General features: G+C 57.1%; 22 protein-coding genes. 7 read left to right on the forward strand and 15 right to left on the reverse strand.

The features are described from left to right. Nucleotides 1–16: 16 nt before the first annotated feature. The 8 genes from BMF08_RS16110 to cybB form a co-directional block, all read right to left on the reverse strand. Nucleotides 17–292, reverse strand: a complete 276-nt coding sequence (locus tag BMF08_RS16110; protein ID WP_072568554.1) for a metal/formaldehyde-sensitive transcriptional repressor — start codon at nt 290–292, stop codon at nt 17–19. Nucleotides 293–407: 115 nt separating this feature from the next. After that, complete coding sequence (gene arsC / locus BMF08_RS16115) at nt 408–839, reverse strand: glutaredoxin-dependent arsenate reductase (RefSeq protein ID WP_072568555.1); 432 nt, start codon at nt 837–839, stop codon at nt 408–410. 12 nt (nt 840–851) lie between these two features. Then, entirely contained in the window at nt 852–2,141 is a 1,290-nt protein-coding gene (locus BMF08_RS16120) for an arsenic transporter (RefSeq protein ID WP_072568556.1), read from the reverse strand. A 44-nt stretch (nt 2,142–2,185) separates the two neighbouring features. Further along, a complete protein-coding gene (locus BMF08_RS16125; protein ID WP_072569452.1) occupies nt 2,186–2,506 on the reverse strand; it encodes a transcriptional regulator in 321 nt (106 codons plus the stop codon). 218 nt (nt 2,507–2,724) lie between these two features. Next, nucleotides 2,725–2,877, reverse strand: coding sequence for a Hok/Gef family protein (locus BMF08_RS16130; protein WP_083580923.1), 153 nt, complete (start codon nt 2,875–2,877; stop codon nt 2,725–2,727). Nucleotides 2,878–3,093: 216 nt separating this feature from the next. Next, on the reverse strand, nt 3,094–3,627 hold the full coding sequence (locus tag BMF08_RS16135) for a hypothetical protein (protein ID WP_072568557.1): 534 nt from the start codon (nt 3,625–3,627) through the stop codon (nt 3,094–3,096). A gap of 76 nt (nt 3,628–3,703) precedes the next feature. After that, complete coding sequence (locus BMF08_RS16140) at nt 3,704–5,029, reverse strand: MFS transporter (protein ID WP_072568558.1); 1,326 nt, start codon at nt 5,027–5,029, stop codon at nt 3,704–3,706. A 189-nt stretch (nt 5,030–5,218) separates the two neighbouring features. Continuing rightward, nucleotides 5,219–5,749, reverse strand: a complete 531-nt coding sequence (gene cybB / locus BMF08_RS16145; RefSeq protein WP_072568559.1) for a cytochrome b561 — start codon at nt 5,747–5,749, stop codon at nt 5,219–5,221. Between the two features lie 146 nt (nt 5,750–5,895). Between cybB and BMF08_RS16150 the strand changes: the two genes are divergently transcribed. Continuing rightward, a complete protein-coding gene (locus tag BMF08_RS16150) occupies nt 5,896–6,801 on the forward strand; it encodes an alpha/beta hydrolase (protein WP_099458791.1) in 906 nt (301 codons plus the stop codon). 10 nt (nt 6,802–6,811) lie between these two features. Here the strand turns inward: BMF08_RS16150 and aldA are convergent, their stop codons facing one another. Beyond that, nucleotides 6,812–8,251 (reverse strand): aldehyde dehydrogenase, encoded by a 1,440-nt coding sequence (gene aldA, locus BMF08_RS16155; RefSeq protein WP_072568561.1) that lies wholly within the window; start codon nt 8,249–8,251, stop codon nt 6,812–6,814. 199 nt (nt 8,252–8,450) lie between these two features. Continuing rightward, a complete protein-coding gene (locus BMF08_RS16160) occupies nt 8,451–9,254 on the reverse strand; it encodes a YdcF family protein (protein WP_072568562.1) in 804 nt (267 codons plus the stop codon). A 295-nt stretch (nt 9,255–9,549) separates the two neighbouring features. Between BMF08_RS16160 and BMF08_RS16165 the strand changes: the two genes are divergently transcribed. The 3 genes from BMF08_RS16165 to BMF08_RS16175 are packed head-to-tail and all read left to right on the forward strand — an operon-like array spanning nt 9,550 to nt 13,708. Further along, on the forward strand, nt 9,550–11,205 hold the full coding sequence (locus tag BMF08_RS16165) for an MFS transporter (protein ID WP_072568563.1): 1,656 nt from the start codon (nt 9,550–9,552) through the stop codon (nt 11,203–11,205). Nucleotides 11,206–11,252: 47 nt separating this feature from the next. Further along, nucleotides 11,253–12,332 carry an HlyD family secretion protein gene (locus BMF08_RS16170; RefSeq protein WP_072568564.1) on the forward strand — a complete coding sequence of 360 codons (1,080 nt, stop codon included), beginning with the start codon at nt 11,253–11,255 and terminating at the stop codon, nt 12,330–12,332. Beyond that, nucleotides 12,332–13,708: an efflux transporter outer membrane subunit gene (locus BMF08_RS16175; protein ID WP_072568565.1), complete on the forward strand. Its 1,377-nt coding sequence runs from the start codon at nt 12,332–12,334 to the stop codon at nt 13,706–13,708. Before BMF08_RS16170 ends, BMF08_RS16175 begins: the two co-directional genes overlap by 1 nt. Before the next feature lie 164 nt (nt 13,709–13,872). Here the strand turns inward: BMF08_RS16175 and hrpA are convergent, their stop codons facing one another. Then, the gene (hrpA, locus tag BMF08_RS16180; RefSeq protein ID WP_072568566.1) at nt 13,873–17,775 is read right to left on the reverse strand and encodes an ATP-dependent RNA helicase HrpA; all 3,903 of its coding nucleotides are present in this window, start codon (nt 17,773–17,775) and stop codon (nt 13,873–13,875) included. Between the two features lie 202 nt (nt 17,776–17,977). Here hrpA and azoR point away from each other — a divergent pair, with 202 nt between their 5' ends. Next, nucleotides 17,978–18,583 (forward strand): FMN-dependent NADH-azoreductase, encoded by a 606-nt coding sequence (gene azoR / locus BMF08_RS16185; protein ID WP_072568567.1) that lies wholly within the window; start codon nt 17,978–17,980, stop codon nt 18,581–18,583. A 94-nt stretch (nt 18,584–18,677) separates the two neighbouring features. Here azoR and BMF08_RS16190 read toward each other — a convergent pair whose 3' ends face one another. Genes BMF08_RS16190 through BMF08_RS16200 form a run of 3 tightly spaced genes read right to left on the reverse strand, consistent with a single transcriptional unit; the run spans nt 18,678 to nt 22,389 of the window. Beyond that, a complete protein-coding gene (locus BMF08_RS16190) occupies nt 18,678–19,544 on the reverse strand; it encodes an aldo/keto reductase family oxidoreductase (RefSeq protein ID WP_099458793.1) in 867 nt (288 codons plus the stop codon). A gap of 20 nt (nt 19,545–19,564) precedes the next feature. Next, nucleotides 19,565–19,753: a YnbE family lipoprotein gene (locus tag BMF08_RS16195; RefSeq protein ID WP_072568569.1), complete on the reverse strand. Its 189-nt coding sequence runs from the start codon at nt 19,751–19,753 to the stop codon at nt 19,565–19,567. Beyond that, nucleotides 19,750–22,389 carry a YdbH family protein gene (locus tag BMF08_RS16200; protein ID WP_072568570.1) on the reverse strand — a complete coding sequence of 880 codons (2,640 nt, stop codon included), beginning with the start codon at nt 22,387–22,389 and terminating at the stop codon, nt 19,750–19,752. Before BMF08_RS16200 ends, BMF08_RS16195 begins: the two co-directional genes overlap by 4 nt. 160 nt (nt 22,390–22,549) lie before the next feature. Here BMF08_RS16200 and BMF08_RS16205 point away from each other — a divergent pair, with 160 nt between their 5' ends. Both BMF08_RS16205 and hslJ read left to right on the forward strand, forming a co-directional pair. Continuing rightward, nucleotides 22,550–23,539 (forward strand): 2-hydroxyacid dehydrogenase, encoded by a 990-nt coding sequence (locus tag BMF08_RS16205; RefSeq protein ID WP_072568571.1) that lies wholly within the window; start codon nt 22,550–22,552, stop codon nt 23,537–23,539. A 112-nt stretch (nt 23,540–23,651) separates the two neighbouring features. Continuing rightward, nucleotides 23,652–24,074, forward strand: a complete 423-nt coding sequence (gene hslJ, locus BMF08_RS16210; protein ID WP_072568572.1) for a heat shock protein HslJ — start codon at nt 23,652–23,654, stop codon at nt 24,072–24,074. On the opposite strand, the gene BMF08_RS16215 is transcribed toward hslJ, so the two are convergent. Next, a complete protein-coding gene (locus BMF08_RS16215; protein ID WP_072568573.1) occupies nt 24,075–24,341 on the reverse strand; it encodes a putative hemolysin in 267 nt (88 codons plus the stop codon). Nucleotides 24,342–24,395 lie beyond the last annotated feature (54 nt).

A 24,395-nucleotide genomic window follows, 5' to 3' on the forward strand; every position in this document is an offset into this window, starting at 1 on the left:
CTTTGAACGGTAATGATTATTTTAGATAAGAGCGCAAAAGATGACCGACTTCGGCCATCCGGGCTGCACGTTGATCCGGTGAAGTGTCACCGCTGACCAGCTCATCTTTGAGGTGAATTTCGACCATCTCGCCCATCAGGCCATTAGCCGCACCGCGAACGGCGGCGATTTGCTGCAAAATGGCAATACATGGTTCGCCTGCGTCCAGCGCACGCTCCAGCGCCTCAACCTGCCCGCGAATGCGACGCACGCGGGTTAATACGCGTTTTTTGTCTTCGGGTGAATGCGGCATACATTCTCCTTCTTATACTGTAGGGGGTATAGTAAACAGTTAAGGGTGTTCATGTAAACAAGAAATCTGAATGAAAAAACCCGCCGAAGCGGGTTTTAGTCAGTATCAATTTGCGCTATTGCGGTTTTACCCGATTGCCGGAGGCATCGATCACTGTTTCGCCGTCTTCTTTCGTGAAAGCGCCTTTCTGAGGCGCCGGAAGAATATCCAGCACCACCTCAGAGGGGCGGCACAGCCGGGTACCCAGGGGGGTTACGACGATGGGACGGTTGATTAGCAGAGGATGCTGGAGCATAAATCCGATTAACTCCTCATCGCTAAAACTGGCATCCGCAAGACCAAGCTGCTCATAAGGCTCGACGTTCTTGCGTATCAGCTCCCGTACAGAAATTCCCATATCGTTAATGAGTTTTACCAGCTCATCGTGCGACGGGGGGGTATCAAGATAATAAATGATGTCAGGCTCATGGCCGCTGTTACGGATCATCTCCAGCGTATTGCGCGACGTGCCGCAAGCTGGATTGTGATAGAGGGAAATGTTGCTCATAGTGTTATCTCATTACAATGTGAAAGAGAGACGCAACGCCAGCGCGGCCAGAGTGACAAACAGCACTGGCAGGGTCATGATGATACCGGTGCGGAAGTAGTAGCCCCAGGTGATGGTCATATTTTTCTGTGCCAGAACATGCAGCCACAGCAGCGTCGCCAGACTGCCGATCGGGGTGATTTTTGGCCCTAAATCGCAGCCAATCACATTGGCATAAATCATCGCCTCTTTAATCACACCGCTCGCCGCGCTGCCATCAATCGACAGCGCGCCGATCAGCACCGTTGGCATATTATTCATGATCGACGACAGAAAAGCAGTCAGGAAACCCGTGCCAAATGTGGCTGCCCATAAGCCCCTCACTGCCAGTATATTCAGCACGCCCGACAAATATTCGGTGAGTCCCGCATTTCGCAGACCATAAACCACCAGATACATGCCCAGAGAAAATATGACGATCTGCCAGGGCGCACCGCGCAGCACTTTTACGGTATCTATAGAATGTCCTCTTTTCGCCACGACAAAGAGGACTACCGCCCCCATCGCCGCAATCGCGCTGACCGGGATACCCAGTGGCTCCAGAACGAAGAAACCCACCAGAAGCAGCAGCAAAACAATCCAGCCCGCCCTGAAGGTCGCGGGATCTTTAATAGCGCTGTCGGGTGTTTTCAGCAGCGAAACGTCATAGGTTGCCGGAATATCCTTGCGGAAAAATAAGTGCAGCATCACCAGGGTGGCGGCAATGGCCGCCATATCCACAGGCACCATCACCGAGGCGTATTGCGTAAAGCCCAGCCTGAAGAAATCAGCCGAGACGATATTAACCAGATTCGAGACAATCAAAGGCAAGCTGGCCGTGTCGGCGATAAACCCCGCGGCCATGACAAAGGCCAGGGTGGTGCCTTTGCTGAATCCCAGCGCAAGCAGCATGGCTATCACTATTGGCGTGAGAATGAGCGCGGCACCGTCGTTAGCGAATAGTGCCGCCACCGACGCGCCCAGCAAGACGATCCAGGTAAACAATAGCCGCCCCCGTCCGTTGCCCCAGCGGGACACATGCAGCGCTGCCCACTCAAAGAATCCGGATTCATCAAGCAACAGACTGATAATAATGACGGCGATAAATGCCGCTGTCGCGTTCCAGACGATATCCCAGACGACGGGAATATCATCGAGCTGGATGACGCCGGTTGCCAGCGCCAGCACCGCGCCGATACTAGCGCTCCAGCCGATCCTGAGGCCTCTGGGTTGCCAGATGACCAGTATCAGCGTCAGTAAGAAAATACTTCCTGCCAGTAACATTTAAGACTCCATTACATATGCATAAGTGAATGTGTTTTACTGTTTCAGCAGGAGGTACAGGCGAATTTTTGTAGCCATTCACGCACATCCTCCCGCAGGCATTGCCATGACGTGGTAATGGTCTCGGCGGCCCAGGCTGGCATGTGAGGTGATAAACGATAGTGGATCCACTTACCCTCCCTGCGGTCAATGACCAGCCCTGCCTCGCGTAATATCGCCATATGCCGTGAAATTTTGGGCTGTGACTCAGAGGTGGCGGCACAAATATCGCAGACGCACAGCTCCCCGGCCTCCCTGAGAAGCATGATGATGGAGAGCCGTGTTTCATCTGAGAGGATCTTGAACAACTGAACGGGAACCAGCATTACTTGCTCCGATGCCATTAGAATACACATATGTTAAATCATATCTGTTAGATTTGAAATAAACACATCCCCGCGGACAAGAAAAGTTGACGGCGCTTCTGAGCAACCGCTACATCATCCTTATAATGAAAAAACCCGCCGAAGCGGGTTTTAAATGCGGATGCAATGAGCTGACTAAACGCCAGAGGTGTGGCGGGGATCGCTCCCCGCCGTGGCTCTTAACGTGTTTCAACTTCGTAGGCTAAATACGCGGTAAGCTCTGTGCTTCCTCTTTTGATATGCAGCTCGCATAGCGTGCCGCGCACCATCCAGACGAAAACCAGAATGGTGATACAAATCACCATCAGACAATACACATAGCTCCTGCGCATACAACCTCCTGATTGATTTCTCACAATTAAGAGGCTAATCTTCTGTTGTCTAGGCATTGGATTGGCCTCATTCGATTTATAGTCGAGTGGGGCTTTTCTCTTCTGCCCGGTGAACTCAAAGCAGAAAGCCTCAAGCACCCGTCAGCCATACTACGCAGCAGAATTTAATAAATCAAATCAGTAATATAACCATTCATTTGATAAATAGATCTGCGCTTAACACTCCCAGCCCAGACTTTTTCGTATCGCCTGCCGATACGGCGTTTCGAATTCAGTGGGAACCCTGCGCAGATAATCCTGCGCATGTTGCCGCTTTTCCCCTTCCAGCGTAGCCAGGTAGTCCAGCACTTCTTTCACGCAGGGTACGCGGCCTTCAAGACCATGAATGCGTGGCGGCAGCGCCGTCCAGATCACCGCGTCCAGCTGTTTTTCCCTTGCCCATTCAGCTAATGGACCTGCGGACGTACTGTTAAACACCATCACGCCGACGCCATCACTACGGGAGAGCGGGATTTGCTCGCGTTCACGTAGCGCTGAAACCGCATCATGCAGCGTTTCGGCATTCAGCATCGCCCAGAAAACATGGGTCAGCGGCGCATTCATGCACACCGCGGTGGCCAGTTCGCCGCCATCCCCGACGCGGGAAAATTCGATGGGTAGTGCTGGTCCATCTTTGAACCACTCGCTGGCCAGCGGCAATGCCTCTGGCTTCCAGATTAGCGATCCCCAGCCAAGACATGCAATTTTCACGATCCCATCCCTTCTTATTTTTGTCGCTACGCTCAGGTAGTTAAGCTTAGGAGGTGCATGAGAAAGTGCCACTCGGTTACCGCTTCAGCGGCAGCCCCGCCGTTTCCTTCGCGCGCATCACCGTCAGGAAGGTGATCAGCGCCGCGCCCATTACATAGAACGCCGGGGAGAATGGATTACCGGTAGAGGTAATTAACCACACCGAGAACCACGGGGTGATGCCGCCGAAAAAGGCCACGGCAAAGTTATAGGCGATGGAGAGCCCGCCGTAGCGAATGCGGGTCGGGAAGAGTTCGGCCATGGCCGCGCTGCATGCGCCGTCGAAGGCAGCGATAAACGCGCCCAGCATCAGCATTGCCAGCACAGCCGACAGCATATTGCCGTTCGCCATCACCATCATGGCCGGATAGCTGAACAGGATGAAGCCGCCGCAGCCCGCCAGCATCAGCGGTTTACGCCCATATTTATCCGACAGCAGCCCCATAAAAGGCACCAGTATGGCGATGCCAAACAGCCCGATAGTGGTGATGGCGTAAGCGTCGAGTTTTGAAAAATGCATCTGCGTGGACAGATAGCTCGGCATAAAGGTCTGCAACGTCCAGTGCCCTACCGCCTTGATCACCACAAAGCCCACGCAAAACAGCAGCGCGCCCCAGGCGGTTTTTACCGCCGTACGCAGCGGCGCGGCTTCTTTTTTACCGAGCTTTGCCATCGCCAGAAATTCCGGCGAGTCTTCGAGATGCTTACGCAGATAAAGCCCGACCCAGCCCAGCGGTCCGGCGATCAAAAACGGGATCCGCCAGCCCCAGTCGTTCATCGCCCCTTCGCCCAACAGCGCGGTCAGCAGGAACACCAGCCCGGAACCCGCGACAAAGGCCATAAAGCCGAAGTTGTCGATCCAGCAGGTAAAGTAGCCGCGCCGGGCATCGGGCGCATATTCCGCCAGAAAGGTGGTGGCACCAGAGCTTTCGCCCCCGGCGGCGAAGCCCTGCACCAGACGGGTGATCACCAGCAGCACAGTGGCGGTAATACCAATCTGATGATAAGTGGGCAGTAACCCCATCACAAAGGTGGCGCCCGAGGTGAGCAAAATCACCGTGGCGAGGATTTTTTGTCTGCCGACGCGATCGCCCAGCGAACCGAAATAGAGCCCGCCCAGCGGACGCATAATGAATCCCGCGCCGAATACCGCAAAAGAAGAAAGCAGCGCCACGGCGGGATCGCCGGCCTGGAAAAACTGCAAGCCGATAATTGCCGCGAGCGTACCGTACAGCCCAAAATCAAACCACTCGACAAAATGGCCGACGCCGGTGGCAAGTAAGACTTTGCGTAATTTTCGTGCCGCCACGCTGGTTTCCCCGGCTGGTGCACGGTCAAGCGACTGCTGAACAGGCTGAGTCATACCCTCTCCTAATCACAGTGTTTCTATAATAGATATACTATCTATACGCTGTGCCGGAGTTTCGCCCACTACAGCCGTTTTAAAATGTGATGCATAACGAACAAAAACGGTGAAAAACCCGTCAGGATCACATTTATTACCGTGCTGAATATATAAAGCCCCGCCAGTGCGGGGCCTGTCGTTGCCGGATCAGCGGCGTTTTTTTGGTAACATACGCAGCAGCGTATTATCTTTCCACACATAGTGATGCATCAGCGCCGCCGCGGCGTGCAGGCCGATAACATAATAGCCGAGGGTCGCCAGCGTGACGTGATAATCCTTGAGCATATCCACCAGATCGAAATCCGCTTCGGCGGCGTGTGGCATCACTATGCCGAAAGCGATCCAGTTGTTGCCGCGGAACCACATCATCAGCAGGCCGATGACTGGCAGCGCGATAAACAGCAGGTAGATCACCAGATGTCCCAGATGCGCCATGCCGGTCAGCATCGCTCTGGGCTTTGGCACAATAGCCGGTGACGGCGTTTTCAGGCGCAGCAGCAAACGGGTCACCATCAGCACCAGAATCGAGATGCCACAGGAAACATGGACGATATTAAAGTAAGGTCGGTAACTGCGCGGCGCGAAGCCGCGAAATTCCATGGCGCAATACGCAGTGACGACCAATAAAAAAACCAGCCAGTGAATGGCAATCTGCCATCCTGAATAGGTGCTGCGCATGAGACTTTCCTGAAATAAAACAGTAAGAAGGCAAACATACCGGGCTTTTTGCAAAAATTCATTAATTTTTCGGTTCTGAATCTGACGTGTAAACCATAAAGGAGACTGGCTTGAAAACCCTCAGTAATGCGTACCTGTTACAACTTATGGAAGAGGCGTCAAGCCGCGCCACGACCTTTTCCGTCTGGCCGCAGGGTGAAGCCCCCGGCGCACAGCAAAGCCCGGTGGCGTTTCGCACCGAAGAGCAGCATACCGGGCCGTCGGCTTTTGACCGTTCCGTTACCGGCGTGCGTGCGCCGACCATTACGGTCTATGCTCCGGATAACCCTAACGGCATCGGTATCCTGGTGACGCCGGGCGGCTCCTATCGCCGCGTGGTGCTGGATAAGGAAGGCAGCGCGCTGGCCCCGTTCTTTAATGCGCGCGGATACACGCTGTTTGTGATGACCTATCGCCTGCCGGGGGACGGCCACGCGGAAGGCGCGGATGCGCCGCTGGCAGACGTGCAACGGGCGATGCGCCTGCTGCGCGCCCGTGCGGCAGAGTGGCATCTGGATGCGGATAAACTCGGCGTGATGGGCTTTTCAGCGGGCGGACATGCCGCCGCCAGCCTTGGCATCCGCTATGACGAAGCGGTGTACGCGCCGGTGGATGACGTCGATGCGTTAAACGCCCGCCCGGCCTTTATGGCGCTGGTCTATCCGGTGATCACCATGCATGCGGATATTGATCATCCCGGCTCGCGTTTTGAGCTGATCGGCGATGCGCCGACGGAGGCGCAAATTACGCACTACTCCCCGGAAGATCGCGTCGGTGTGAATACGCCGCCGACGTTTTTGCTGCATGCGGTGGACGATCCGGCGGTAAAAGTGGAAAACAGCGTGGTGATGTTCAGCGCCCTGCGGCGGCTGGGGATCCCGGTGGAGATGCATCTGTTTGAACAGGGCCAGCACGGCTTTGGCATACGCGATGCGCAGGGACTGCCGGTTGCCGTGTGGCCGGAATTAATGATGGCGTGGATCGCGTCGAAATTCCCCTCATCTGCCGGATGAGGGGCAGCGATCAGCTCTGCAAATACACCATCTGGGTTTGCAGATATTCATTCAGGCCGTGGCGCCCGTCGGCGCCGCCAATGCCCGATTTACGCCAGCCCGCGTGGAAACCCTGCATCGCCTCGAAGTTTTCGCGGTTGATGTAGGTTTCGCCAAACTTCAGGCCGCGCACCGCTTTCATCGCCACGTTCAGGTTGGCGGTATAGATCGAAGACGTCAGCCCGTATTCGCTGTCATTGGCCATCGCCAGCGCCTCGTCAAGGGTATCAAAGGACACCACCGGCAACACCGGACCGAAGGTCTCTTCGTGCATGATGCTCATTTCCTGACGCACGTCCACCAACAGCGTCGGCGGGTAAAAATAGCCGTTGCCCTCCACCGCTTTGCCGCCGAGCACGACGGTGGCGCCCTGCTCAACCGCGCGCGCGACTTTTTCTTCCACGCGGGTCAGTGCCGCGGCGTTGATCAATGGCCCCATTGCGATATCGTTACGCTGCGCCGGATCGCCAAACTGCACCGCTTTCATCGCCTCGCCCAGTTTGTTAACAAAGCGGTCGTAAATACCTTTTTGCACATAGACGCGCTCGGCGCAGTTACATACCTGCCCGGCGTTGATGATGCGTGAATCGACAATGGCTTTCACCGCCAGCTCCAGATCCGCATCGTCCATCACTATCGCCGGGGCCTTGCCGCCCAGCTCCAGGCACACTTTGGTGATGTTTTTCGCCGCTGCCGCCATGATCTTCTCGCCCGCGCCGACGCTGCCGGTCATGCTGACCATCGCCACTTTCGGGTTGCCCGCCAGCTCCTGTCCCACAGTTTCTCCGCGCCCGAGCACCAGGTTAAAGACGCCGCGCGGCAGACCGATCTCATCGACAATTTTTGCAAAGGCGATGGCGTTGTTTGGCGTGAATTCGCTGGGTTTAATCACAATGGTGTTGCCGGTGATCAGCGCCGGGGCCAGTTTGCGGGCGATAAGGAAGAACGGGAAGTTCCACGGCAGAATACCGGTGGTGACGCCCAGCGCGCGTTTAAAGACGAAAATATTTTCGCCAGGACGGTCGCTTTGCAGGATCTCACCTTCATAGCGCCGCGCCCACTCTGCCATGTAATCAATGTAATCCGCGGTAAAGGCCACTTCGACGTCCGCCAGCTGCTGAATTTTGCCGCCTTCAGCGACGATAAGCTGACTGATTTCGCTGGCGCGCTCGCGGATCCCGGCGGAAATTTTGCGTAACCAGCCCGCACGTTCAATAGCAGGCAGCGCTTCCCAGGCGGGCTGCGCGCGCTCTGCGGCATCAATCGCCTTACGGGCGTCCTCCGCCGTACCGTCCGGGATGCGCGATAACAGCGCTTCTGTGGACGGGTTGACCACGTCAATCCACGCGTCCCCCTGCCAGGTGACAAACTGTCCATCGATATACATAGGGTGTTGTACGGGTGCTGTCATGACCTGCTCCTGTAATAACATTGTTTTTAACAAGTAAATTCGTTGTTAAAAATCTACAAGTGCAGCGGGCTATTCCCATCTTAATAGGCTGATTTTGTGAGATAACTCATAAAAGCACGGCGGATATGCAACAAATGTATTACATCAGAGAGAGGACGAATGCCCGTTTGCGCTGTGAATATCGCAAACGGGCAGCACGTTATCGTAATGCCCGATCCCGCAGGGCGGCGTTCAGGGTGTCATCCGTCTGTAAGGTGCGCCAGGCGGTTTCCACGCTGGCGGGAAAATCGACGTGGGCGATAAAGTTGCGCCCCCGCGGGCCGTACCCCTGCTCGTCATCCCGCAGACGCGGAACCTCGCCGAGGATCAGCGACAGATAGCGATCCGCCGCCCACAGGCCGTCTTCGCGCGGCGTAAAGCTCAGCCCGCGCTGTCCGTTACGCAACTGCGGCGTCACGCCCGGCCAGCTCAGGAAACGAATGTCCGGCGACTGCTCTGCGCTGACGCGGGCGAAGGTCGCCATGGTGCGCCGCTGCATGGTCGGATCCTGCACCACCAGCACCCTGCGCGCCGTCGGTAGCTTTGCGCGCAGCAATTCGCAGGACAGTCGCGCGTTTTCACCGCAGTTTGTGGACTTATCTTCCGCAAGAATACGTTCAGCGGGAATGCGCCAGAACTGCCGTGCAATATCGCCAATGATGGCCGCCTCTGAACGTCCGGTGGTGCGGATGACGTTATAACGCGGATGGCGGGCGATAGCGGCATACAAAAACGGCGTGGAATGACCAATACCGCCGCTGATCAACAAGGGCGCTCTGGCGCGGGCGGCGAGCTGGCAGGCCGCGTCTATGGTCGGGATCACGGCGTTCCCTGCCAGAATAATAGCGTCGGCCTGCACCGGATGCGGCTTGCCGGCAAAATCATTTTGCGCCAGCCACTGCCCGAGCGTATTGACCGCCGCCAGCGTGGTTTCCGGCAAAGTGGGAAAGCGGGTAATGATCATGCAAATCTCCTTTTACGTACCATCCTGTAGAGTACGATCGCTCACAGATTTAAATAGCGGATCTCTCCTAATCCTTAGGTAACTTACCGAATTTTATCGCAATATTTTCATCAGATGTTTATACCTTTAACGGTTTCAAATTCTGTCATGCTGTTGCCAGTTGTATGTGACAACGTCACGTAAAATATTCACTATAAATATTGAATTACCGTAATTAATTGACTTGAATTATCATTCGCGGGCACTATAAAATCCTTAGCCGCCTAATTATTCATTGTCGTTATCTGGAATCCCAATGCGTTTGCCCAAAAGCGATCCGTACCAGCCAAGAGAGTGGGCACCGCATGAAAAGCCCATGCTTTTAGGGTCGCCATCGACCCCCTTTCACAGCACGCCCAGGCGCATCGCCTATGGCATTGTCGGGCTACTGGTGTGCCTGACCGGCGCGCTTGGCAACGCCATGGTAACCGCCAACCTGCAAAATTTGCAGGGCTCGTTTGCCGCCTGGTCTAACGAAATCGCCTGGCTGCCGACCGTCTATGTGATGACCAACGTCTCCATTAACCTGCTGCTGGTTAAATTCCGTCAGCAGTTCGGCCTGCGCGCTTTTACCGAAGGTTTTCTGGTGCTGTACGTGCTGGTGACCTTTTTTCACCTGTTCGTCAACGATCTCAACTCTGCCCTGATGGTGCGCGCCGCGCACGGTATGGTGGCGGCGGCCTTGAGTTCGTTGGGCATTTATTATCAGATTCAGGCCTGGCCTGCGAAACATCGGTTAAAAGCGCTCACTATCGGCATTACCGGTTCGTCGCTGGCTATCCCCATCGCCCGCCTGTTCTCCACTGAACTGCTGCAAATCGACGAATGGCGCGGGCTTTACCTGTTTGAACTCGGGCTGGCACTGATCTCGCTTGCCGGAGTGATCCTCCTCAAGCTGCCGCCGGGGGATCGAAAAAAGGTGTTCGAGAAAAAAGATTTCATCACCTTTATGCTGTTTGCCCCGGGTATGGCGCTGCTGTGTGCGGTGCTGTCGCTGGGGAGAATTGACTGGTGGTTTGAAGCGCCGTGGATCGGCTGGGCGCTGGCCGGCTCGCTGGTGCTGATCGTCAGCGCCATTGTCTTTGAGCACAACCGCAGCAACCCGTTGCTCAATACCCGCTGGTTATCCAGCGGCAGTATTGTGCGCCTCGGGCTGATTATGGTGCTCATTCGTATTGTGCTGGCGGAACAGAACACCGGCGCCATCGGCTGGCTGCAATATGTCGGGTTGCAAAATGAACAAATGACGCACCTGGCGTGGTCTATTCTTGCCGGGATTGTCTGCGGCATCGTCACCAGTTGCCTGACCATCAAACCGCAACGGCTGGCCTGGCCGATTGTCACCTCGCTGGTGTTGATGATCATCGCTGCTCTGCTCGACAGTCAGTCAAACAGCCTGACACGCCCGGACCAGTTACTGGTCAGCCAGTTTCTGCTCGGCTTTGGCAGCGCCTTTTTCCTCGCCCCTGCCATGCTTGCCGCCATCGGCGGCGTGGTGGCGGAACCGCGCAACCTGGTGAGTTTTTCCGTGCTCTTCGGGATAAGCCAGAACCTCGGCGGCCTGCTCGGTTCGGCGATCCTTGGCACCTTTCAGGTGTGGCGGGAAAAATATCACTCCAGTGTGCTCGCCGAACAACTCACCACGCTTAATCCGCTGGTGAACGATCGGATCCAGCTCTACAGTCAGATGTACCGCAGCCAGATCGACGACAGCACCCTGCTGAACGTGCAGGCGATCAATCAGTTACAGACCGCCAGCGCGTTGCAGGCGAATATTCTGGCCTATAACGATACCTATCTGCTCACGGCGACCATCGCGGCCTGCACCCTGCTGTGGATCCTGTGGCGGTTACTGCGATTGCGCATTACGGCTCATCTGGCCCTGAAGCGGGCCATGCAGCAAAAAGCATAAAAATAGCGGAACAATGAAATGAAACAGAAATTACGACAGGAGTGGTTATGAGTCAGCAGGACGCCGCCAAAGAGCAGGCCAACACGCGCAGCAATTTGCGTGTGGTTTCTATTTTTGCCGCTGCAGCGATAGGTATTGTGGGCGTACTGGTGATCCTCTACGCCTGGCAACTTCCCCCTTTTACCCGTCACACCCAGTTTACGGATAACGCCTACGTACGCGGGCAGACGACCTTTATCAGCCCGCAGGTCAACGGCTATATCACCGACGTTAAGGTGCAGGATTTCGCCATCGTGAAACGGGGCGATCTGCTGATGCAGATTGACGACCGCATCTATACCCAGCGCGTACATCAGGCGCAGGCCCAGCTGGCGATGAAAATTGCCGCGCTGAACAATAATCTGCAACAACGCAAAAGCGCCGAGGCGGTGATCAAGCGTAATGAAGCAGCGCTGCAAAATGCCCGCGCCCAGAGCCTGAAAAGCCAGGCGGATCTGAAGCGCGTGAAAGAGCTGGCCTCTGATGGTTCGCTCTCCGTACGTGAGCGCGATGCCGCCCTTGCCAGCGCAGCGCAGGGCAGCGCCGATATCGATCAGGCACGCGCCACCCTTGAGATGTCGCGCCAGGATCTGCAAACGGTGATCGTCAATCGCGCCTCGCTGGAAGCGGATGTGGAAAATGCCCGCGCCGCGCTTGAACTGGCGCAGATCGACCTGCAAAACACGCGCATCGTCGCGCCGCGCGACGGACAGCTCGGGCAGATTGCAGTGCGTCTGGGAGCCTACGTTACCGCCGGGACGCACCTGACCTCGCTGGTGCCGCCGCAGCACTGGATTATCGCCAACGTGAAAGAGACGCAGCTGGCGTCGATCCGTCTGGGCCAGCCGGTGCACATCACCGTTGACGCCCTTAACGACGAGGCCTTCAGCGGACGGGTGCAGAGCATTTCCCCGGCTACCGGCGTTGAATTCAGCGCCGTCACGCCGGATAACGCCACTGGCAACTTTGTGAAGATCGCCCAGCGTATTCCGGTGCGCATTGAGATCGACGGTAAACCGGAACAGCTACAGCGCCTGCGTCCGGGGATGTCGGTGCAGGTGAATATTGATACCCGGGAGGCAGAATAATGACCTTCCGTCCTGTCTGGCTGGCGCTGACATTAGCGCTGGCGGGCTGTCAGTCTGTTGACGTTGCCCCTGCCCGTCATTCATTAACCATTCCCGCGGAATGGCGCACCGCCGTGGGTCCGCAAAGCCCGGTCGAGGGCGTATGGTGGCGTAATTTCCATGACAGTCAAATGAACCGTTATGTGGAACAGGCGCTGCGCCAGAACAACGATATTCTGATCGCCCGCGAGCGGATCAATGAATATCAGGCGCGCATTTATGCCGCGGAAGGCGATCTGTTCCCGACGCTGGATGCTAACCTTGGCGGCACGCGGGCGCGTTCCCAGTCTGCCGCCACCGGCCAGCCGGTACACAGTACGCTCTACAAAGGCGGACTGACGGCGAATTACGACGTGGATCTGTGGGGGGCGAACCGCAGCGCCACGGAAGCGGCGCGGGCATCGCTGGCGGCGCAGAAAGCCGCGGCGGCGGCGGCCGATCTGACTGTCGCATCGCAGGTGGCCTCCGGCTATATCACGCTGCTGTCGCTGGATGAACAGCTGCGCGTTACGCAGTCGACGCTGGCGGCGCGGGAAGAAGCTTATAACCTCGCTAAACGGCAGTTTGAAACGGGCTACAGCTCGCGGCTGGAGCTGATGCAGTCGGACTCGGAACGTCGCGCCACCCGCGCGCAGATCCCGCAGTTGCAGCACCAGATTAGCGAGCAGGAAAACGCCCTCAGCCTGCTGGCTGGCGGCAATCCCGGCCCGGTGCCGCGCGGAGCCTTTGACCGGTTAACGCCGTTGCCGGTGCCTGCGCAGTTGCCCTCTACGCTCTTAAATCGTCGCCCGGATATTGTGCAGGCACAGCAGGCATTGATCGCTGCCGATGCCTCGCTGGCGGCGTCACAGGCCCGGCTGTTGCCGTCGATCAGTCTGACGGCGGGCGGCACCTGGCAGGCGGATACCCTGCCAGGATTGCTGGATAATCCTCTGCGCTTGTGGAACGTCGGCGGCAGTATTCTTGCGCCACTGCTTAACCGTCAGGCGCTGAACGCGCAGGTAGATGTGTCGATGTCCCAGCGCAATCAGGCGCTGTACAGCTATGAAAATACGGTGCGCAATGCGTTCAAAGAGGTGAACGACAGCCTGGATGCTATTGCGCGCTTGCAGGAACAGTTAGTCGAGTTGCAGGAGCAGGCGACGGTGGCGGAAGAGGCGCTGCGGATCGCCCATAACCGTTACCGGAATGGCTATGCTTCGTATCTTGATGAGCTGGATGCGCAACGCACGCTCTATTCGGCGCAGACCAGCGTGGTGCAGGTGAAGAATAATTTGCTGCTGGCACAGGTGGATTTGTACCGGGCGCTTGGCGGCGGGTGGACCGGAGTGCGGTGAGGGTTTTGCCCTGGGTGGCGTGAACTGCCCGGTGGCGCTGCGCTTACCGGGCCTACGGGCTGGTGAGGTGACTGCCCGGTGGCGCTGGCGCTTACCGGGCCTACAAACGGCGTGTACACCGCTTTAGTAGGCCGGGCAAGACGCAGTCGCCGCCCGGCGAGGCATTACGGCTGGATCTGCTCCATCGCCTGCAAAATACGCTTATCGGAAATCGGGTACGGCGTGCCGAGCTGCTGGGCGAAATAGCTGACGCGCAGCTCTTCGATCATCCAGCGGATCTCTTTCACATCGTCATCCTCACGGCGGGCGGGCGGCAGCTTGTTCAGCCACTGCTGCCAGGCCTGCTGTACGCTCTCCACTTTCAGCATCTGCGCGCGATCCCGGTGCGGATCGACCGCCAGCTTCTCCAGCCGTTTTTCAATGGCATTCAGATAACGCAGCGTGTCCCCCAGACGTTTAAAACCGTTGCCGGTGACAAAACCGCGATACACCAGATTGTTCATCTGCGCTTTGATGTCCGACAGCCCCAGCGCCATGGTCATATCCACCCGCCCTTTCAGGCGCTTGTTGATATTGAACACGGCGGTCAGGATCTGCTCTACCTGCTTCGCAATCTCCACCACGGTGTCGTTAAGTTCAGCGCGCACTTTTTCGTGCAGCTGCGCATAACCCTCTTCCGTCCACACCGGGCCGCCCGCCTCATGGATCAGCTTATCGACGCCGCAGGAAATACAGTCATCAATCAGATCCAGCACTTTGCCGTACGGGTTAAAGTACAGGCCCAGCTTGGCTTTGTTGGGCAGCTTCTCATGCAGATATTTGATCGGCGACGGAATATTGAGCAGTAACAGACGGCGCAGACCGCGCCACATCTGCTGTTGCTGCTCCAGCGGGTTATCGAACAGTTTGATCGCCACGCTGTCGCGCTCATCCACCAGCGCAGGCCATGCCTTCACTTTGTAGTTGCCGCGTTTTTGCTCGTAGCTTTCCGGTAGCTGACCAAAACTCCAGATATGCAGTCCGCTCTGTTCGATACCGTCGTCGGCCACCGCCGACAGGGTTTCCTGCACTTTGCCTTTCAGCGCCTCTTTCAGCGCCGTCAGGTTGCGGCCTTCCTGGAGTTTCTTATTTTTATCATCCACCACGCGGAAGCTGATCTTCAGGTGATCCGGCACCTGATCCCACTGCCAGGCGTCGCGATCAACGGTCACGCCGGTCATGCGGCGCAGCTCGCGCTCCAGCGCATCCAGCAGCGGCAGCGCCAGCGGCGTCACACGCCCCAAAAAGGCTTCGGCATAGTTCGGCGCAGGCACAAAGTTGCGGCGTACCGGCTTCGGCAGGGATTTGATCAGCGCGATAATCAGCTCGCGGCGCAGTCCCGGGATCTGCCACTCAAAACCGCTGTCTTCCACCTGGTTTAACAGCGGCAGCGGAATGTGCACCGTTACGCCATCGGCATCCGCGCCAGGCTCAAACTGATAGCTCAGGCGCAGTTTCAGGTTGCCCTGATGCCAGAAGTTTGGATAGTCGAGCTTACTGACTTTTTCCGCGCCCTCTTTGATCAGCATGTTCTTTTCAAAGTTCAGCAGATCCGGCGTTTCGCGGCTGGCTTTCTTCCACCAGCTGTCGAAATGGCGTGCGGAGATCACCTCATGGCTGATGCGCTGATCGTAAAACTCAAACAGGGTTTCATCATCCACCAGAATGTCGCGGCGGCGCGATTTATGCTCCAGCTCTTCGATTTCCGCGCGCAGCTTCAGGTTGTCGCGGAAAAACGCGTGGCGCGTCTGCCAGTCGCCTTCCACCAGCGCATGACGGATAAACAGCTCGCGGCTCAACGCCGGGTCAATCTGGCTGTAGTTCACCTTGCGCGCGCTGACGATGGGCAGCCCATAAAGCGTGACTTTTTCCGTCGCCATTACCGCGCCCTGCGCCCGCTCCCAGTGCGGTTCGCTGTAGGAGCGTTTGATCAGATGCTGCGCCACCGGTTCGACCCATTCCGGATCAATACGCGCGGCGATGCGTCCCCACAGGCGGCTGGTTTCCACCAGCTCGGCGACCATCGTCCACTTCGGCGGCTTTTTGAATAAACCGGAACCGGGGAAGATGGCGAAACGGGCGTTACGTGCGCCGGTAAATTCCTGCTTATCGGCGTCTTTCATGCCGATATGCGATAACAACCCGGTCAGCATGGCGATATGAATTTCGCGGTATTCCGCCGGTTCGCTGTTCACCGGAATGCCCAGCTCTTTCACCACCTGGCGCAGCTGGGTGTAAATATCCTGCCATTCCCGTACCCGCAGATAGTTAAGGAACTCGGTGCGGCACAGGCGGCGGAAACTGTTCGAGGACAGCGCTTTTTGCTGCTCGCCGAGGTAGTTCCACAGATTCACAAAGGCGAGGAAATCGGACTCTTTGTCGTGGAAACGGCGGTGTTTTTCATCCGACGCCTGCTGCCTGTCCATCGGACGTTCGCGCGGATCCTGAATCGACAGGGCCGAGGTGATGATCATCGCTTCCCGCACGCAGCCGAGCTTTTGCGCTTCCAGCACCATGCGCGCCAGACGCGGATCCACCGGCAGCTGCGAAAGCTGGCGGCCCTGTGGCGTCAGCTTATACGCCGTTTGCTGCTCATCGGTGGTGATCGCCCCCAGCTCTTCCAGCAGGCGCACACCGTCCTGAATGTTGCGTTTGTCCGGCGCTTCCACAAACGGGAACGCGGCGATGTCCCCCAGCCCCAGCGCGGTCATCTGTAAAATGACCGACGCGAGGTTAGTACGCAGAATTTCGGGATCGGTAAATTCCGGACGCGACAGGAAATCATCTTCCGAATAAAGACGAATACAAATACCTTCCGAAACGCGGCCGCAGCGGCCTTTACGCTGGTTCGCCGACGCCTGCGAGATCGGTTCAATCGGCAGGCGCTGCACTTTGGTACGGAAGCTGTAGCGGCTGATACGCGCCGTGCCGGGATCGATGACATACTTGATGCCCGGCACGGTAAGCGAGGTTTCCGCCACGTTTGTCGCCAGCACGATGCGCCGCCCGCTGTGAGACTGGAACACGCGGTTTTGTTCGCTGTTCGACAGTCGTGCATACAGCGGCAGCACTTCAGTATGCGGCAGACTGAGCTTGTTGAGCGCATCGGCGGTGTCGCGGATCTCCCGCTCACCGCTCAGGAAAATCAGAATGTCGCCGGCGCTTTCACGGCCCAGCTCGTCCACGGCGTCGAAAATTGCCTGAAGCTGATCGCGCTCGGTATCGTCCGCCTCTTCCACAATCGGGCGATAGCGCACTTCCACCGGAAAGGTGCGGCCCGAGACTTCAATGATCGGGGCATTATCAAAGTGGCGGGAAAAGCGTTCCGGATCGATGGTCGCCGAGGTGATGATCACTTTCAGATCCGGGCGTTTTGGCAGCAGCTCTTTGAAATAGCCGAGCAGAAAATCGATGTTCAGGCTGCGCTCGTGCGCTTCATCGATGATGATGGTGTCGTACTGCATCAACAGGCGGTCCTGCTGGATCTCCGCCAGCAGAATGCCGTCGGTCATCAGCTTGACCATGGTGTTGTCGCTGACGTGATCGCTGAAACGCACTTTATAACCAATGCAACCGCCCGGCTCGCTTTTCAGCTCCTCGGCGATACGGCTGGCCACGGTCCGCGCCGCCAGTCGGCGTGGCTGCGTGTGGCCGATAACCCCGGTCACGCCGCGCCCCAGCTCCATGCAGATTTTCGGCAGCTGAGTGGTTTTACCGGAGCCGGTCTCCCCGGCGACAATCACCACCTGGTGATCGCGGATGGCTTCCAGAATGTCCTGCTTCTTCTGGCTGACCGGCAGATTATCCGGATAGGTGATGTCAGGGCGCGCGGCCATGCGCTGGCGCACTTTACCGGCAGCCTGTTCAATTTCCTGCGCCATGGTCTGGTAAATGGCCTGTTGCGCCTCTGGATTTTTAACCTTTCTCGCCCCGTGCAGACGGCGCGCGAAGCGTTGTCTGTCGCGCAGCATTAAGGTTTCAAGCTGCTGGTTAAGGGCGGAGAAAGTAAAATTTTGTTGTTCTGTCATAAGGTTATCGGGCAGCACACTGCCGGTAAAATGTCTCTGTTTCGTTTACTGTAGATTATCACATCGCCGCTTTCTTTGGCTTATTCAAAAAATTCGAACATTGGTATCGATATATTGCGCTATTCATGGCGGCGGATAATGAATAGAGTGACGGTAATTATTGAGGCTATACCTCAACATACATGCATAAAAGGAATCACCCATGAGTAAAGTATTAGTGCTTAAATCCAGTATTCTGGCAGGGTACTCTCAGTCTGGTCAGCTTTCCGACTATTTTGTTGAACAGTGGAGCGAAAAGCATCCGGCTGATGAAATTACCGTACGTGATCTGGCGGCTAACCCGGTTCCGGTTCTCGATGGCGAGCTGGTTGGCGCGCTGCGTCCGTCCGATGCCCCGCTGACGCCGCGTCAGCAGGAAGCCCTGAAGCTGTCCGATGAACTTATTGCTGAACTGCAGGCCCATGACGTTATCGTCATCAACGCCCCGATGTACAACTTTAACATCCCGACGCAGCTGAAAAACTACTTTGACCTGATTGCCCGTGCTGGCGTGACCTTCCGTTATACCGAGAAAGGACCGGAAGGTCTGGTGACCGGTAAACGTGCGGTGGTGGTGTCCAGCCGTGGCGGCATCCATAAAGATACCCCGACTGACCTGATCGCTCCGTATCTGAAAGTGTTCCTGGGCTTTATCGGTATCACCGATGTGAACTTCGTGTTTGCAGAAGGCATTGCTTACGGTCCGGAAGTGGCGACCAAAGCGCAGTCCGACGCGAAAGCGGCCATCGACAGCGTTGTGACAGCGTAACGTTTTTGCTAATTTGCGCCCGGCGGCGCTTCGCTTGCGCGGGCCTACACTTTTTGTAGGCCCGGTAAGCGCCAGCGCCACCGGGCAAAAACACTTACCCGCCGATACTTTCCAGCGTAGCCAGCACCTCTTCTGACAACTCCAGCTCTGCCGCCGCCATATTTTCACGCAAATGCGTAACCGACGAGGTTCCGGGAATTAACAGGATATTCGGCGAACGGCGCAGCAGCCAGGCCAGCGCCACCTGCATCGGCGTGGCATTCAGGCTCGCCGCCACCTCTGACAGCGTGGATGACTGCAACGGCGTAAAGCCCCCCAGCGGGAAGAACGGTACGTAGGCGATACCGTCGCGGGCCAGCGCGTCGATCAGCGCGTCATCTTCACGATGGGCAATGTTGTAGAGATTCTGCACGCAGACCACGTCCACCATTGCACGCGCTTCGGCGACCTGGGTCGCGGTCACATTGCTCAGACCAATATGTTTCACCAGCCCCTGCTTTTGCAGATCCGCCAGCACCTGCACATGTTCCGCCAGCGAACCTTCCGCCGGGCCGTGTCCGTCGCCGAGCATCGAACGCAGGTTAACCACGTCCAGCGCTTCAACGCCCAGATTACGCAGGTTGTCGTGTACCGCCTGTTTCAGCTCATCCGCAGAAAACGCCGGTAGCCAGGCTGCCGTTTCATCGCGGCACGCGCCGATTTTGGTGACGATCACCAGATCATCCGGATAAGGATGCAGCGCCTCGCGGATGATACGGTTGGTGATATGCGGACCATAAAAATCGCTGGTATCAATATGGTTAACGCCCAGCGCAATGGCTTCGCGCAGAACCGCCAGCGCCGCGTCATGATCTTTCGGCGGGCCATATACGCCGGGACCGGCAAGTTGCATCGCGCCGTAGCCCAGACGGTTGACGGTCATCCCGCCGAAGGTAAAAGTGTTTGCTGTTGTGTGCGTCATCATGATCCTTCCTGCATGAGTTATAGTAAATCGCTGCGCGTCTTCAGCAGCGTTTCGACGTCTTTATCCGCTTTAATATGAATATCGTGGTCGATCTTTACGTTCATATTGATGGTGATTGGCGTGGACGGTGCCGCCACTTCGATTCGCGGCGTGCAGCCTGTCAGCAACATCAGGGGCGCACACAGAGCGATTAACGAGAATTTCATTGTTTTACCTCACATTCCTTGCCAGGCGCGCAGCGGTTATCCGGCACTGTCGCATGTTGCTCAAGCCATGACTGTAAATTATCGCCGTAACGTAAACTGCGCCATAACGTGAAGACATTTTCTTCATGGTTATAGTTCAGGTTGACCGCATTGCTTTTGCCATCAACGTAACTGATGCCTTTCAGGGCGGCGCGCATCTTCATTACGCCGTGATTGTCCAGGTCGATATGCGTCCAGGATTGCGAAATCTCCATATAGCGTAGCCAGCTGATGGCCGCCCCGGCCGCCATATTATCCTTCACCAGCGCGTCGGCGGTGTCTTTATCAAGACGCAGCGTCAGCGCGCCCGGATTGCTTAACCAGCCATCTTTCACGATCCATTGATCGTTATTCAGCCACAGCGGCAGCGCGCCGTTGAGCGCGCCGGACATGGCGAACTGTTTGGTATTAACCGCACTGATAATTTCGCTGGCAGAAATATGCTCCAGCCGCAGCAGCGCGGCGTCGTGCTGCGGTATACGCAGCTGGCGGAGGGTGATTTTCCCGCCGAGCATATCCACGCTGACGTCGCTCAGGCGCAGCGGGTTATCTTCGCTCCACGGGTATGCGCCCTGCAAATCCGCAGTGAAGTTTTTCGCCGTCACCTGGTTGATGATTTCGCCAATGCGCAGCCGGACCGGCCCGCGCGTCCCCAGTTGCCAGGTCCCCTCGCTGAAGCGGAACGGCAGCACAAAATCGACGCCTTTCAGCTCGTTATCCGGCATCCAGGCGCTGCCGCCTTTCAGCACACCGTGTCCCCCGGCTTCGAACCCCTGATCCGCAGCGGCAGAAAAGGCGATCTGCGCGTACATTTCGCCATCGCGCAGGGCCATTTTCCAGTCCGGCGGTACCAGCGGCTGAAAGACTTTCAACGCCTGGCGCGGCCACCACGCCTGCCCGCGCAGCCGTTCGCCGTCCCAGCGCCCGTTAACCCGTACCGGGCCAATCTCCTGTGCGTGGAGATCGCCTTTAAACTGAAAGATCGTCGGCTCGCGTCCACTGATGCTGAATTTCAGCGTTGAGGGTGGTAACACGCTGCCGCCGCTGAAGGTGGTCTGCGCGGCGTCGAGCGACAGCGCGCCGCTAAACTGCGGATGCTGTTCATCGCGCTGCCAGCGTATGGGCGCGTCAAGTACCAGCCGGGGTTTATCCATATGCATGGTGCCGTACTGCAACTGGTCGAAGCCGGTGGACAGATCGGTCAGCAGGATCAGGCTATCACGCCACTCCCCTTTTCCGGCGACATCCCAGCGCGCCTGCATCGGCGTGAAGCGGCCATCACCCCAGTAACGCCACTGCCAGAGACCGTGATCCGGCAGGAAGTCGTGCGCCTGGCCGTCAAGGTGCAGAGTAAAATCCCCCATCTGGTTTTCATGGGCGCGCAAAATGGCCTGTAAGCGACCATCAATGCCGCGCTGGGTGACTTTCACCCCTGCCAGCGGCCAGCGCACTTCATCAATATTCAGGGAATCAATAAGCGTGCCGCGGGAGCGCAGCAGCGCGCCGGGGCTGAACGCCAGCAGCGGATCGGTGAGGCTGCCGCTCAGATGCGCCGGTAACACGGCGTATAAAATCAAATCGTTCTGCTTGGCTTCGCCGGTCAGTTGCAGGGGCAGATCGCTGTTTTCCAGACTCAGCCGCCCCGGCCCGATATTCAGTACGGCGTTGCCTTTGCCTGCATCGCCCCGGGTCAGCACGTTCATCCGGCCGCTGACTTCTGCGCCTTCCAGCCCCGCCTGCCAGTTTTTGATGCGTATGCCGACGCGCCCGCTTAACGGCATGCCCTGATAAGGCCAGTTCCAGCGTCCGTCGCTGATGGTAAGCTGCTGCTGCGTCACCTGCCAGGGAAGATCAAGCAGCGGATCGGCGGTATCCCGCGCCATGACGATCAGTTGGCCTTCGTTGTCGCGCCACTCGATTTCCGCATCCACAGGATCGGCGCTTTGCGGCAGGTGCAGGGTGGCGGCGGCATGGCCGTTAACCGGCAGACCGTCCGGCACCAGCGGCAGGGTGAACTCCCCCGCCAGGCTCAGCGGCGGCTGGTTTTCCACGAGTTTGACCGCGAATTTTTCCACCGTCAGCGCCTGTCCGGAAAGCTGCGCCTGCACGGTGACGCGCTCGCCCTCATAACTGAGCTGCTGGCGCGCTGGCGTCAGCGCAAGGGCGATTTTCCCTTCCCACTGCTGCCAGGGCGTGACCGTCAGTTTATCGATATTAACCCAGGTATAAGGCAGCATGGACTGCCACTGCGCCAGGGTGCGCGGCGCGGCGGGCGATGCTGTCGTCTGCGGGAGTTTTTTCAGACAGGCGGCGTTAAGCACCAGCGAGTCGACATTCAGCTGCCAGCGGCTCGGGTGCGTCAGTTCGGCATGCGTGAGTTTCGCCAGCGGGCAGTCGTCCACCAGGTAAAGCAAATCAGGGATTTTCAGACCATGACGCGTCAGACGGGGGCTTTCTTCAAAGGCGATGCGTGTCCCCACCGGCAGCCAGATCCCGGCCAGCCCCGGCACCCACTGCGCCAGCGTCATCAGCAGCGTAAGCGGCAAAAGTATGAACAGTAAGAGCAGCGCGAGCGCGACTTTATATTTACCCTTCATGGGCAGTTAATATCCTGATTTGGCATCAATTTTCTGTCTGTCCGTGGCGTTATTGTGGCATGCTTACATATATTGGTGAAGTGAATGCCTCTGATAAGAGTAGATGTTCTAGAATTAATCATTATGCTGGATTGATATTACAATCACTGGAGAAAGTCTTATGAAACTCGCTGTATATAGCACAAAGCAGTACGATAAAAAGTATTTGCAGCATGTTAACGAGAATTATAACTATGAACTTGAATTTTTCGACTTTCTGCTGACTGATAAAACCGCGAAAACGGCCCATGGCTGCGATGGCGTCTGTATTTTTGTCAACGACGACGGCAGCCGTCCGGTACTGGAAGAACTGAAAAAACAGGGTCTGAAGTTTATTGCGCTGCGCTGTGCGGGCTTTAACAACGTTGATCTTGAGGCTGCCAAAGCGTTAGGGCTGAAAGTGGTGCGCGTCCCGGCCTATTCCCCGGAAGCGGTGGCGGAACATGCCGTGGGTATGATGATGGCCCTGAACCGTCGTATTCACCGCGCCTATCAGCGTACCCGTGATGCTAACTTCTCGCTGGAGGGCCTGACCGGCTTCACCATGTACGGTAAAACCGCAGGCGTGATCGGCACCGGTAAGATTGGCGTGGCGGCGCTGCGTATTCTGAAAGGTTTCGGTATGCGCCTGCTGGCGTTTGATCCTTATCCGAGCGCCGCGGCGCTGGAGCTGGGCGTGGAGTATGTGGATCTGCCCACGCTGTTTGCCCAGTCGGACGTGATCTCCCTGCATTGCCCGCTCACCGAGGATAACTACCACCTGCTGAACCGTTCGTCGTTTGAGCAGATGAAAGACGGCGTGATGATCATCAACACCAGCCGTGGCGGCCTGGTGGACTCGCAGGCGGCCATCGAAGCGCTGAAAACCCAGAAAATCGGCGCGCTGGGTATGGACGTGTATGAGAACGAACGCGATCTGTTCTTTGAAGATAAGTCTAACGATGTGATCCAGGATGACGTTTTCCGTCGCCTGTCCGCCTGTCATAACGTGCTGTTCACCGGCCATCAGGCGTTCCTTACCGCCGAAGCCCTGATCAGCATTTCGGAAACCACGCTGGAGAACCTGCGCCAGCTGGAAAAAGGCGAAAACTGCCCGAACGCCCTGGTGTAAGAGCCCTTCGCTCCCCTCTCTTCAGGGGAGCGCTTTCAGATTTTCCTGCAAGACACCTCTTATACGCCTGTTAAAATCAGCGCTCAATCACGGAGAATATCCAGGGAGTTTTATGAAATATTTTATTGCGTTAACCGCAGCCACGTTGCTGCTGGCTGGCTGTGCCCGTGATGGCAAAGTCTCTGTCACGCCGGATGAGCTGATGCACCACCGTTTTGTGCTGCAAACGGTTAACGGCACTGCCATCAATCCTGGCAGTAATCCGCCGGAAATCAGCTTTGGCGAGAAAATGCACCTTTCCGGTGTGATGTGTAACCGTTTCACCGGTCAGGGGAAAGTGTCCGACGGCGCGCTGTCGGCGAAAAATCTGGCGATGACGCGCATGATGTGTGCCGATCCGCAGCGTAATCAGCTGGATCAGACTTTCAGCGCCATGATGAATGAAGGGGCACAGGCCGACCTCACCGGCAACCAGCTGACGCTGGCCACCGCAGAGCAGACGTTAATCTTTAAACTGGCCGACCTGGGGCAGTAATCAGTACGCGCCGCACGTGCCTGACGCGAGCGATTGTTCGCTACAACGTTTACCGTTGGGCAGTGCGCACATGCCGGTGGCCGAGCCATCAAGCTGACGTGCGACGGACAGCGATCCGCCAATCATCGCGCAGCTGGCTTCACCGGAACTGGTCATGGCGGCTTTCAGACCTGGCGCGACGTGCGCCGCCGTGGCCTGCTGAACTGGCTCGCTGCTGCAAGCCGATAATAATAATGCCGCGCACCCTACCCACAATCCTGCTCGCATGTTTTCTCCCCCGTCGATTTAGCAAAACCTATGCATAATAGGCAGCCCGGCGGC

The sequence above is a fragment of the Enterobacter sp. SA187 genome, from assembly GCF_001888805.2.
Classification (GTDB): domain Bacteria; phylum Pseudomonadota; class Gammaproteobacteria; order Enterobacterales; family Enterobacteriaceae; genus Enterobacter_D.